11 protein-coding genes are annotated in these 12,890 nt (G+C 45.2%); 6 read left to right on the top strand and 5 right to left on the bottom strand.

The features are described from left to right. Positions 1-2: 2 nt before the first annotated feature. The 5 genes from FKN08_RS07250 to FKN08_RS07230 form a co-directional block, all read right to left on the bottom strand. Positions 3-1,508 (bottom strand): inactive transglutaminase family protein, encoded by a 1,506-nt coding sequence (locus tag FKN08_RS07250; protein WP_005390741.1) that lies wholly within the window; start codon positions 1,506-1,508, stop codon positions 3-5. 11 nt (positions 1,509-1,519) lie between these two features. Then, entirely contained in the window at positions 1,520-2,266 is a 747-nt protein-coding gene (locus FKN08_RS07245; RefSeq protein ID WP_012841986.1) for an ATP-dependent zinc protease, read from the bottom strand. Positions 2,267-2,542: 276 nt separating this feature from the next. Continuing rightward, on the bottom strand, positions 2,543-3,514 hold the full coding sequence (cmoB, locus tag FKN08_RS07240; RefSeq protein WP_167426749.1) for a tRNA 5-methoxyuridine(34)/uridine 5-oxyacetic acid(34) synthase CmoB: 972 nt from the start codon (positions 3,512-3,514) through the stop codon (positions 2,543-2,545). Between the two features lie 85 nt (positions 3,515-3,599). Then, positions 3,600-4,337 carry a carboxy-S-adenosyl-L-methionine synthase CmoA gene (cmoA, locus tag FKN08_RS07235; RefSeq protein WP_012841984.1) on the bottom strand — a complete coding sequence of 246 codons (738 nt, stop codon included), beginning with the start codon at positions 4,335-4,337 and terminating at the stop codon, positions 3,600-3,602. A gap of 93 nt (positions 4,338-4,430) precedes the next feature. Then, positions 4,431-5,297, bottom strand: coding sequence for a DUF72 domain-containing protein (locus FKN08_RS07230; RefSeq protein WP_170891646.1), 867 nt, complete (start codon positions 5,295-5,297; stop codon positions 4,431-4,433). Positions 5,298-5,570: 273 nt separating this feature from the next. On the opposite strand from FKN08_RS07230, the gene aspS reads away from it, so the two are divergent. The 6 genes from aspS (at position 5,571) to cydA (ending at position 12,884) form a co-directional block, all read left to right on the top strand. After that, the gene (gene aspS / locus FKN08_RS07225) at positions 5,571-7,349 is read left to right on the top strand and encodes an aspartate--tRNA ligase (RefSeq protein ID WP_170891645.1); all 1,779 of its coding nucleotides are present in this window, start codon (positions 5,571-5,573) and stop codon (positions 7,347-7,349) included. Between the two features lie 143 nt (positions 7,350-7,492). Then, positions 7,493-8,239, top strand: a complete 747-nt coding sequence (locus FKN08_RS07220; protein ID WP_012841981.1) for a YebC/PmpR family DNA-binding transcriptional regulator — start codon at positions 7,493-7,495, stop codon at positions 8,237-8,239. Positions 8,240-8,341: 102 nt separating this feature from the next. After that, positions 8,342-8,863 carry a crossover junction endodeoxyribonuclease RuvC gene (gene ruvC / locus FKN08_RS07215; protein WP_012841980.1) on the top strand — a complete coding sequence of 174 codons (522 nt, stop codon included), beginning with the start codon at positions 8,342-8,344 and terminating at the stop codon, positions 8,861-8,863. A gap of 67 nt (positions 8,864-8,930) precedes the next feature. Beyond that, entirely contained in the window at positions 8,931-9,542 is a 612-nt protein-coding gene (gene ruvA, locus FKN08_RS07210) for a Holliday junction branch migration protein RuvA (RefSeq protein ID WP_012841979.1), read from the top strand. Between the two features lie 289 nt (positions 9,543-9,831). Next, positions 9,832-10,836, top strand: coding sequence for a Holliday junction branch migration DNA helicase RuvB (gene ruvB, locus FKN08_RS07205; RefSeq protein WP_031780162.1), 1,005 nt, complete (start codon positions 9,832-9,834; stop codon positions 10,834-10,836). A 461-nt stretch (positions 10,837-11,297) separates the two neighbouring features. Continuing rightward, positions 11,298-12,884, top strand: coding sequence for a cytochrome ubiquinol oxidase subunit I (gene cydA, locus FKN08_RS07200; protein WP_012841977.1), 1,587 nt, complete (start codon positions 11,298-11,300; stop codon positions 12,882-12,884). The last annotated feature ends 6 nt before the right edge of the window (positions 12,885-12,890 follow it).

The following is a 12,890-nucleotide window of genomic DNA, read 5'->3' as shown; positions in this document are numbered from 1 at the left end:
GTTTAGTCCTCCGCTAGTGGTTTGAAACGACGTAACTCAGTTAGACGGTAACCTGTGTAAGTACCTAGTAATAGAATACCGGCCAGAACAATCAACTGTAGACCAATGAAGTTAAAGGTTAGGTGCTGAATGTATGAGTTCGTCATCGCTAAGTAAACCAATACTGCGGTGAGCAGTGAGCCCCCACCTTGCAGAGCGACTTCTTTCGCACCTTCTTCTTCCCATAGGATAGACATACGTTCAATTGTCCATGACAAGATGATCATAGGGAAGAACGTAATTGTTAAGCCTTCCGTTAAGCCCATCTTAAATGCGACTACTGTGAACACCGAAATGATCATAATAACGGTAATAATGACCGCTGATATCCGTGCTACAAGCAGTAAGTTCAACCTCGATAAGTAACTTCGAATAATCAAGCCTGTGCCAACGATCAGTAAGAAACCGACAATACCCGTTAATAGCTGGGTTTGAACAAACGCAACAGCAATCAGTACTGGCATGAAAGTACCGGATGTTTTTAGACCGATAATCACACGCAAGAACACCACGATAAGGGCACCGATAGGGATCAGCATGATGGTCTTAAACATCGCTTGTTCTTCAAGAGGCAAGCTATGAATTGAAATATTCAGCAGCCCATCAGCTTCTATCTTGTTGTTCGTCGCTTGCTGTGGAGTCATTTCTTGTTTGATCATTGAAAAATGAACTTGGCTATTTTTACCACCAACAAGATCAAGCAGGGATACATTCGACTCATCCCAAACTAATAAGTTTGGTTTCACGGCTTTCTGTTCGGAATTTGGTGAGAACAGCACCCAATCTTTACCCGACCAAACCTGAACCATTGGTTGAATGGTTTGGCGTCGACGTCCATCTTCTAGTTCGATAACACCGACGGTTTTGCTCTGTATACCTGCGGTAAGCAAAATATTATGTAGTGCATCAGTACGGCTGAAGTCATTCAGTAGTAGCGATGAGTTTTGACTGTCTGGGTCATTAAGCGCTTTGATGAGCTCACGAGTAAAGGTCACATTGTCGGCAGAACGACTCATCGCACGCTCTACAAGGGCATTTGCCGCCGCAGCTTGTGGCGCTGATAGCGTTGGTGGCGTAATGTCTTCAGTTGGTGGTAGAGGCGTAACTTTAGCCTGAGGGTCCACTAAGAACTGCGCTTTGTAGTAAATGGTTTGAGGACCTTTGGCCTGACGAATTGACCACTCGGCACGACGTCCAGAATCAGAATTAATGTAGGAAACGCCATAACCAGAAGAGGAAGCGGATTCACCGATAAGCGTATAACCACTTTGTGTATGAGGTGCTGCGAGTGAAGCTTTGACTTCATTGCCGTTAGCATTGAACTCAATACGTGCCTCTACATCCCATACCTGACGAGTTTCGCCTGGTGTCCAAGGCACGCCGTAGTTTTCATGTCTGAAAACACTCAAAGCAATGCCCGCAATCACCAATAAGATGATTGAAAGGTAAAACGGTATTTTTGACGTCATAATCTACCTTATTATTTTTTATCTTCGTCCGTTTGGATATAGGTACGACTTACATCGACAAGTGCGATGTCGCGCATAAATTCTCTACCCAGTAAAATAGGATGGTTCATATGCGAGCGATCTGCCAACGTAAATTGCGCTTTTTCATGAATTTTTCCAACGCGCACCCAAAGTTCGACTACAGCGCGACGTTCTAGTTCTTCACTGGTAACTTGGCGAATTTTTACGTAACGAATGACTGGCGCTTCGATCCAAGTATTTTTTTCTTCTTCAGATTTACTGGTATCTGCCAGGTGGAATCGAACCCAGTTTTTGCCGTTTCTTTCGAACTCTTCAATATCAACTGCATTTAAAGATGAGGTTGCGGCACCGGTGTCGACACGTGCATCAAAAGTCTGCTTAATGGAGTCGATAGTGACCTTTTCAATTGAGCCAAGGACAATATCATGAGTTGGTGTTGGTTCCACAGGAGCAGGAGATTGGACAATAATCGGCTCTTTTGGCTTTTTCACTTCTGCCATTGCTTCATCACGAAATGTCAGAAGTTCAACCTGTAGTTTATCGACTTGTTCTTCAAGGCTGTCGATATAGTCCGATTGGTTGCTGAGCTGAAGCTCTAAGTTAGTAATGCGATTATTGACATTCGCTTCTGAAGTTTGAATAGCCGCTAACGTTTCTTGGTGGTACTGTTCGCCTTTGGTTAGTGAGCATCCAGATAGTAAGGCGATGGCAACAATCGGGGTCAATCGTAATAACATTGAAAACCTTGGGATTGGATTAAGTTGTTTATTTTTTAGGAGTTTAGCTCATATCGATAAAGCCTCACAAGTAAGAATGTTTCTCTATTACTTATTGTTTGAGGAATAGTGATGAAAAGCTAAAAATCAAGGACATAAAAGCGCATCCTTATTTAGAGCGTGCTTATGTTTTGATGTAACAAATGGACTCGAAAAACAAACACGCTCAGTACGAGGAAAGAGGGTAATGTCTTAACTCGTAAAATGAGTTAAGACAATGTCAGGAATCTCAGCGAATTATGGTTTGCGAGCGACAAGAACCGCGCGGCGAGGGGCAGGGTAACCTTCTACAGTCTTGCTTGGGTCGTTCGGATCTAGATAGTCTGGTAGAGAGTTATGCGTCATCCAATCTGTGGTACGTTGCTCATCAACCGAAGTGACGCTTTCATCAACGATGCGCACATCTTCAAATCCTACCAACTCTAACCACACTTTCAGCGCTTTTGCTGAAGGGAAGAAATAGACATTACGCATTTGTGCGTAACGAGAAGTTGGAACCAACACTGCATTCTCATCACCTTCAATCACGAGTGTTTCCAATACTAGTTCACCACCAGACACTAATTGATCTTTTAGCTGCACCAAGTGATCCAGTGGAGAGCGACGGTGGTAAAGTACGCCCATGCTGAATACCGTGTCGAACGCTTCTAACTTAGGTAGTTGTTCAATACCCAACGGCAGTAGGTGCGCACGTTGGTCATCACCCATTAGTTTACGAATTGCTTCGAACTGAATTAGGAACAGGTGAGATGGATCGATACCGACGGTTAAGCGGGCACCTTCACCCAGCATGCGCCACATGTGGTAGCCGTTACCACAACCAACATCGAGTACGCTGCGGTTTTTTAATGGAGAAATATGCGGAAGCACACGGTCCCATTTCCAGTCACTGCGCCACTCAGTATCAATATGAATGCCGTGTACGTGGTATGGCCCTTTGCGCCATGGGTGGAATGTACGAAGTAAGTTCTCTAATTTCTTTAGCTCACCTTCATGGAAAGGTGTGTCGTTGCTGATGGTCACTGAATTCTTGATATCAATTTGATCCGGTGAGCCTTCTGGAATCTTGTTCAGTGCTTTCAACCAGCGACCAAAGTCACCGTGCTCTGCATTTTGCCAATCCGTTAGCTGTTGTGGTAGCACATTGAGCCAAGGTTGAAGACGTGTGTCTTGGGCAATCAATTGGTAGAAGTTTGCAAAGTTAAACATAGTTAGTTAATCGCTGAGTTGATGGTATTAAAATTATTAAATAACAGCCTAAAGTGGCGTAATTCAGGGCCTTTGTATGCACGGTTTATTTAATTGCGAACATAGAGCCAAAGTTAAAGCATTGGAACCAAACATCGTAGCTAGAAAAGCCAATTTTAGCGAAACGCTCTTTATGCTCTTTCTTGGAATCTGGGCGCATTACGTTTTCTATCGCGCTGCGCTTTTGGCTGATTTCTAGTTCGCTATAACCATTTGCACGTTTAAAGTCGTGGTGAAGGTCAATTAATAGCTCGTTTGACACTTCATCTTCGAAGACGAATTTCTCCGACAAAATCAAAATTCCGCCAGGACGTAGACCTGCATAGATTCGTTCAAGCAGGGCGTAACGATCGTCTGGAGAAAGAAATTGCAGAGTAAAGTTCAGTACGACAACTGATGCGTTTTCAATATCGATATTACGAATATCCGCTTCAACCACATCTACAGGAGTATCGCTTCGGTACGCGTTGACGTGAAGTTTACAACGCTCAACCATCGCAGGAGAGTTGTCCACTGCGATGATTTGGCAACCTTCTTGTTTGATATGGCGACGCATAGACAATGTTGCAGCACCCAAAGAACAGCCAAGGTCATAGATGTTTGAGTGGGGCTTTACAAAACGCTCTGCCAGCATACCAATTGCAGAAATAATGTTGCTGTAACCCGGCACCGATCGTTGAATCATGTCAGGAAATACTTCCGCTACGCGTTCATCGAACGTGAAATCCCCAATTTTATCGATTGGAGCCGAAAAAATAGTATCTGGATTGCTCTTAGGGTTCATAACCAAGTCTCTGCATACAAGCCGCCTGAAAACGTCAGGCACCAAAAAAGGCGCGTATTTTATGGGAATTTCACGCCTCTGTCATGTGTTGCGTTAGAACATCTGCAACTGCGAGTTGCCATCGTTAGCCGGGAAAGAGGCTAAGTCAGGAAGTGTTATACGCTTTTGTATGTCTTTATACAGATTGGCTGCCAACTCCGGCGCAATTATATTGTCCGCAGTATGGATCATGACATACGGCTGTTTACCTTCTGCAATCCATTGCGGCAACTTGCTGAGCCATGGTGTAAAAAACTCGTAATTTTGCTGTTCTTCTGGATGACCAATAAAGCGAATCAAAGGGTGTGAAGCGGTAGCAATGGCGTGGACTGGTACTCTTGGTTTTTTCATTTGCGCATCAATGATCGCTTCATTGTTTGGCTTAGCGGCAAAGACAGGGCGGCTATCCATAATAATGCGGTCAATGTTATTTTCTACTAACCATTGGTTAAGCGCTCGCTCTTCTTCACCTTTGGAGAAAAATGCCATATGACGAACCTCAACACCAAGAGGGAAGTTAGGTGGAAAGCTCGCACAGAACTTTTTCAATCGATCAAGGTGCTCAGGACCAAAAGCGGCTGGCAATTGAATTGTCCATTGCCCCACACGGTCATGCAACGGCTCCATGATTTTCATGAAGTCTCTCAGTTGTTCGCTGCAACCTCTTAGCATTTGCTCATGAGTGATGGCTTTAGGAAGTTTGAAAGTAAAGCGAAAATCATCGTGGGTTGCTGCTCTCCAGTTTTGCACCGTGTTGAGCGTCGGCGTGGCATAAAATGTCGTGTTGCCTTCCACGGTATGGAACACCTGTGCATACTTTTCTAAACGTTCAGCGGGCTTTGTCCCGCTGCCGTAAAAGCTTTGTTGCCATTGATTGTGCGACCACATCGTCAATCCAAGTCGAAGAGGTAAGTTATCCATTATTCTTTACTGCTTGCTACTCGTGTGAATACTTTACGAGAGTTTTGCTGAAATAGGTAATTTCACGCTATAATCCCCACCAATTTTTTCGCTTTGGTGCGCTTTTGAACATTTGTTGTACTAAAAAGCACCAGTGAATGATAAAACACACGTAATTGTATGTTGAGTAGTCGATTTTCGTGGACATTCAGCGTATAACTGAATCTTTACTCTGCTTGGCAATGAGGCTGACAGAGCGTAGTTAACAACATTTGAGAGATTGGGAATTTCATTATGCGTACCCATTACTGTGGTCACCTGAACAAGTCCCTTGCAGGACAAACTGTAGAACTTTGCGGCTGGGTTAACCGTCGTCGTGATTTAGGCGGTCTTATTTTTATTGATATGCGAGATCGCGAAGGTATCGTTCAGGTAGTTGTTGATCCAGATATGGCGGATGCGTATGAAGTGGCTAACACACTTCGTAATGAATTCTGTATCAAACTAACGGGTGAAGTACGCGTTCGTCCAGAAAGCCAAGCAAACAAAGACATGGCAACAGGTGAAGTTGAGATCCTTGCGACAGGTCTTGAAATCATCAACCGCAGTGACGTTTTGCCTCTAGATTTCAACCAAAAGAACTCTGAAGAGCAACGTCTGAAGTACCGTTACTTAGATCTACGTCGTCCTGAAATGAGCGATCGCATCAAGCTACGTGCTAAAGCGTCTAGCTTTGTTCGTCGTTTCCTAGACGACAACGGCTTCCTAGATATCGAAACACCAGTACTAACGAAAGCGACACCAGAAGGCGCGCGTGACTACCTAGTACCTAGCCGTGTTCACAAAGGCAGCTTCTACGCGCTTCCTCAGTCTCCACAGCTATTCAAACAGCTTCTAATGATGTCTGGTTTTGACCGTTACTACCAAATCGTTAAGTGTTTCCGTGATGAAGACTTACGCGCTGACCGTCAACCAGAATTCACTCAAATCGATATCGAAACGTCATTCATGACGGCTGAGCAAGTACGTGAAGTGACGGAAAACATGGTTCGCGATATGTGGCAAGAGCTACTAAACGTAGACCTAGGTCAGTTCCCAGTAATGCCATTCAGCGAAGCGATTCGCCGTTTCGGTTCTGACAAGCCAGACCTACGTAACCCGTTAGAGTTAGTTGATGTCGCTGACCTAGTGAAAGACGTTGAGTTCAAAGTATTCTCTGGCCCAGCAAACGATGAGAAAGGTCGCGTTGCCGTTATTCGCGTTCCAGGTGGTGCATCTTTGACTCGTAAGCAAATTGATGGCTACGGTGAATTCGTTGGTATCTACGGTGCGAAAGGTCTAGCATGGATGAAGGTTAACGACCGTGCTGCAGGCATGGAAGGTATCCAGTCTCCAGTGGCTAAGTTCCTAAACGAAGACGTGATCAACGCTATCCTAGATCGCACTCAAGCGGAATCTGGTGATATCATCCTATTTGGCGCTGATAAAGCGGGTATCGTTGCAGAAGCTATGGGCGCACTGCGTCTGAAGCTAGGTAAAGATCTAGAGCTAACTGACGAATCTGCATGGGCTCCACTGTGGGTCGTTGACTTCCCAATGTTCGAAGAAGATGACGAAGGCAACCTACACGCGATGCACCACCCATTCACGTCACCTCTAGGTGTGACTGCGGAAGAGCTAAAAGCGAACCCAGCTGCGGCAAACTCTAACGCTTACGATATGGTTCTAAATGGTTACGAAGTTGGCGGCGGTTCTGTTCGTATCCACAACGCAGATATGCAAGAAGCCGTATTTGATATTCTAGGCATCACTCCTGAAGAGCAACAGCTTAAGTTCGGCTTCCTGCTTGATGCACTGAAATTCGGTACGCCTCCACACGCTGGTCTTGCATTCGGTCTTGACCGTCTAGTGATGCTGCTATGTGGTACCGAGAACATCCGTGATGTTATTGCATTCCCGAAAACAACAGCAGCGGCGTGTCTACTGACAGACGCACCAAGCATTGCGAACCCAACAGCGCTAGAAGAGCTAGCAATCGCAGTGACTGCAGCGAAAGAAAAAGACGCAGAATAAGCGCACAACAATTTGAAGAAAACTCCCGCAACTGCGGGAGTTTTTGTTTAAATAAACCCAAGAAACTTCCAAAGCAATTTCCCAAGCAACGCTTTTTAGCTCATGTTTGCTATTAAGCGTCAAAATACATTAAAAGGTGAATTATGGCAGGTCATAGTAAATGGGCGAATATTCGTCACCGTAAAGCAGCGCAAGATGCGAAGCGCGGCAAAATCTTTACCAAATTAATCCGTGAAATCGTTGTTGCAGCAAAAGAGGGAGGCGGTGAGCCAGAAAATAACCCACGTTTGCGAGCTGCAATTGATAAAGCGTTGTCTAACAACATGACGCGTGACACTGTCAACCGCGCTGTCAGTCGAGGTGCTGGTGGTGAAGGCGATGACAATATGGAAACCGTAATCTATGAAGGTTATGGTCCGGGTGGCACTGCGGTCATGGTCGAATGTATGACGGATAACCGAAATCGCACAGTATCTGGCGTACGCCATGCGTTCTCGAAGTCAGGAGGCAATCTGGGTACGGATGGTAGTGTAAACTATCTTTTCGACAAGAAAGGCGTGATCTCATACGCCCCAGGTTTAGATGAAGATGTGGTGATGGAAGTGGCGTTAGAAAGTGGCGCTGATGACATCGAAACATCAGAAGATGGCTCGATTGATGTTTACACCGCGCCAAGCGATTTTGGACTCGTAAAAGATGCCCTTGATGCTGCAGGTTTTGAGGCGGAAAACGCCGAAGTGTCGCTTATCCCTTCAACGAAAGCAGAACTGGATGTGGACACTGCGCCAAAACTGCTTCGTTTGATTGACGCTTTAGAAGATCTGGACGATGTTCAGGAGGTTTATCACAACGGTGATATCTCTGACGACGTTGCGGCCTCTCTAGAGTAAACTCAATGTGCAGTGAGCGGTATTCGCTCCGAAGTTAGAAAGTAAGCTAAAAGTAATAATAAGAAATTGAGGCCGCATTCGGCCTCATTTTTAGGAACATTCATGTCAATTATTTTGGGCATTGACCCAGGTTCACGCATTACCGGTTATGGGGTCATTCGTCAAAATGGACGCCATTTGCAATACCTTGGTAGTGGCTGTATTCGTACTTCAGAAAAAGAACTTCCGGGCCGTCTTAAGCAGATTTACGCTGGCGTCACGGAAATCATTACTCAGTTTCAACCGGACGTATTTGCGATTGAACAAGTGTTTATGGCTAAAAATGCGGATTCAGCATTAAAGCTTGGCCAGGCTCGTGGCAGCGCAATTGTTGCTGCGGTGAATGCAGAGTTGCCGGTATATGAATACGCCGCGCGTCTTATTAAGCAAGCTGTAGTCGGTACTGGTGGTGCGGACAAAGCGCAAGTTCAGCATATGGTTCAGCAGATGCTTAAACTGCCCGCCAAGCCTCAAGCGGATGCAGCCGATGCTTTAGGTGTGGCGATTTGTCATGCCAATACGAACAAAACCCTCGTTGCCTTAGCGGGCAAAGCAACCAGTGCTAGAAAAGGGCGCTACCGATAAAATTAACTGGATGTCTATCCAGTTCTTTATTATCCTGTCGCAAATTCATTTCCAAAGAGTATTTATAGTGATTGGACGTCTTCGTGGCACACTGATTGAAAAACAACCACCTGAAGTATTAATTGAAGTTAATGGCATCGGTTATGAAGTCCAGATGCCAATGAGCTGTTTTTACGAGCTGCCAAATGTTGGCGAAGAAGCCATTATTTATACTCACTTTGTCGTCCGTGAAGATGCACAATTGCTATACGGTTTCAACACAGTAAAAGAACGCGCACTTTTCCGTGAAGTGATCAAAGCCAATGGCGTTGGTCCTAAACTCGGTCTTGGTATTCTCTCTGGTATGACAGCAACGCAATTTGTTACTTGTGTGGAACATGAAGACGTTTCTACGCTGGTTAAGCTTCCAGGCGTTGGCAAGAAAACCGCAGAGCGATTGGTTGTTGAAATGAAAGACCGCTTGAAAGGGTGGGGCGCTGGCGATCTATTTACACCATTTACGGATGCTGCTCCTGCGGATTCTGGTGCGACATCCAACAACGCGGAAGAAGAGGCAATTAGCGCGCTTCTAGCTTTGGGTTACAAGCCGACTCAAGCGTCGAAAGTGGTGTCTCAGATCGCTAAACCGGACATGAGCAGTGAGCAAATGATCCGTGAAGCTCTAAAATCAATGGTGTAACGCTGGTTTCACAGTGAGCATTTGTTCAAGATAACTCATTCTCTAAGGTTAATGCCAATCGCTTAACGATATTTTTTGTGTCATTCCAGCGAGCCTAGCGAGACTGGGAATCTAATAGCAGCACGCTGAGCGGTTAATGAAACAATTTGACCATAAACCGCTCGGATAGAAGATCCTGTATCACGCTCCTTCGTCGCTGTACAGGATGACGAGATATAGAAAAAATATGCCACTTGCTGTTAAACGAGCGGCATTATTCTCTCAGGTAACCATTTTTCAAGGTAAAAAGATGATTGAAGCCGATCGTTTAATCGCGCCAGAAAACCCTGCCTTTCGTGATGAAGATGTCATTGACCGTGCTATTCGGCCAAAAAAATTAGCGGATTACCAAGGTCAGGACCATGTCCGTGACCAAATGGAGATCTTCATTAAAGCTGCTCAGTTACGTAGTGAAGCTCTTGATCACCTTTTGATTTTTGGTCCTCCAGGTTTGGGTAAAACCACACTTGCGAATATCGTTGCCAATGAAATGGAAGTGAACATTCGCACCACTTCGGGCCCTGTACTTGAGAAAGCAGGGGATTTGGCCGCGCTGTTAACTAACCTAGAAGAAAACGATGTGTTGTTCATCGATGAGATTCACCGCTTGAGCCCGATGGTTGAAGAGGTTCTGTATCCGGCGATGGAAGATTATCAACTGGATATTATGATCGGTGAGGGTCCGGCCGCTCGTTCTATTAAGATCGATTTGCCGCCGTTTACTTTGATTGGTGCAACGACCCGAGCAGGCTCTTTAACGTCACCATTACGCGACCGTTTTGGTATTACTCAGCGTCTTGAGTTTTATAAGATAAAAGACCTACAAGATATTGTGCAGCGCAGCGCGGATTGTTTAGGTTTGTCAATGGAACCTGAAGGCGCCTTGGAAGTGGCAAGACGTGCACGTGGCACACCACGTATTGCTAACCGTCTACTACGTCGTGTTCGCGATTATGCGGAAGTGAAAGGAAATGGTCACATTTGTGCAGAGGTTGCCGACAAAGCGTTGAATATGCTTGATGTGGACGCCGAAGGTTTCGATTACATGGACCGCAAACTACTACTCGCAATTATGGAGAAATTTGGTGGTGGTCCGGTCGGACTCGATAACATGGCGGCAGCGATTGGTGAAGAAAAGGATACCATCGAAGACGTTCTTGAGCCTTATCTTATTCAGCAAGGTTATTTACAACGCACTCCACGTGGAAGAATCGCGACAGATCGTGCGTATTTGCATTTCGGAATTGAAAAATAAGATTCCCTCGCTGGGCCTTTGCGGCCCAGTGCTTCATTAAAGTTGACCAAACTCACATTTTTTGAATTTCTTCTCATATCAGTTTAGTAAGTAAAAAGCATTGATTGTTAACTCTATGTTTGCTCGCAACTGGTTAATTTCTCTCCTGATTACTCTCTCTTAACATCCGTATCTAATACTGGTTGATCTGGATCAATGTGATGGATTTTTGTGCAAATTCCGCGCATAAACATTGATGTATATCAAAGCGCATTCCGGCTATAAACCTTTTGAAACAATCTGTTTTTACAAGTAATATTAGCCCTAGCTATATTAGCTGATGCTTAACAATTAACTAACCAATGAAGCACATTTTTGCAACAATGAGTTGTGATAATTCAACATTTTTCAAGTGTAAATAACACTTGAGTATGGATTGCAATATGTAGAGAGTGTCATTCAGCCGACACATAGGAGTTACCATGATTGACGTAGTTGATCTATCGCGGTTGCAGTTTGCACTGACAGCGATGTATCACTTCCTATTCGTACCATTGACCCTTGGTATGGCCTTCCTTCTGGCCATTATGGAATCGATGTACGTAATGACGAACAAGCAAATCTACAAGGACATGACCAAGTTCTGGGGTAAGCTATTCGGTATTAACTTTGCACTTGGTGTGGCGACAGGCCTTACCATGGAATTCCAGTTTGGTACGAACTGGTCTTACTACTCCCACTATGTAGGTGACATCTTCGGTGCGCCGCTAGCGATCGAAGCCCTTGTCGCATTCTTCCTGGAGTCAACTTTTGTTGGTCTATTCTTCTTCGGGTGGGATCGTCTATCTAAACGTCAACACTTAGCGGTTACTTGGCTTGTGGCGCTGGGCTCTAACTTCTCTGCACTTTGGATTCTTATCGCAAACGGCTGGATGCAAAACCCAGTAGGCGCGGACTTCAACTTCGAAACCATGCGAATGGAAATGGTAAGCTTCTCTGAAGTTGTACTAAACCCAGTTGCTCAGGTTAAGTTCGTGCATACGGTTGCTTCTGGTTACACTTGTGGCGCAATGTTTATTCTAGGCATCAGTTCATACTACCTATTAAAAGGTCGTGACATTGCGTTTGCTCGTCGTTCATTTGCCATCGCTGCTTCTTTCGGTATTGCGGCTATCTTATCTACCATCGTTCTTGGCGATGAATCTGGCTACGAGCTTGGTGAAGTTCAAAAAGTGAAGCTTGCTGCAATTGAAGCAGAGTGGCACACAGAACCAGCTCCAGCAGCGTTTACGTTGTTTGGTGTTCCTAACCAAGAAACCATGCACACAGATTACGCAATCAAGATCCCTTACGTAATGGGTATCATCGCGACACGTTCTTTTGATGAGCAAGTAACAGGTCTTCGTGACCTACGTGATGAGCACGTCGATCGTATTCGTGACGGTATGTACGCTTATGAACTTCTTGAGAAGCTTCGTGCGGGCGACAAGTCAGAAGAAAACATGACTGCGTTTGATGAAGTGAAGGGTGACCTAGGTTACGGTCTACTTCTAAAACGCTACACAGACAATGTTGTTGATGCGACAGAAGAGCAAATCCAAGCTGCTGCGGATGACTCAATCCCAACAGTATGGCCGCTATTCTGGTCATTCCGTATCATGGTTGCTTGTGGTTTCATCATGCTATTCGTTTTCGGTGCGGCATTTATTCAAACGTGTCGTCAGAAGATCGAACAGAAACAATGGATTCTTAAAGCTGCACTATTCAGCATCCCACTACCGTGGATTGCGATTGAAGCGGGTTGGTTCGTCGCTGAGTACGGTCGTCAGCCATGGGCTGTTGGTGAAATTTTACCAGTGCACGTTGCAGCTTCTGCATTAACTGCTGGCGAAATCTGGACTTCACTATTCGCAATTCTGGCGCTATACACGGTATTCCTGGTTGCAGAAGTTTACCTAATGTTGAAATTCGCTCGTAAAGGCCCAAGTAGCCTGAAAACGGGTCGCTACCACTTCGAGCAAAATGCTGACTCTGTTGAAGACAAAGTTAGTCGCCAAGTAGAAGCGTAAGGTAAG

Source organism: Vibrio sp. 1-2 (7-a), assembly GCF_013048515.1.
GTDB lineage: Bacteria > Pseudomonadota > Gammaproteobacteria > Enterobacterales > Vibrionaceae > Vibrio > Vibrio diabolicus.
Note: the sequence above shows the minus strand (reverse complement) of the source record. Positions and strands in the feature narration are given on the sequence as shown.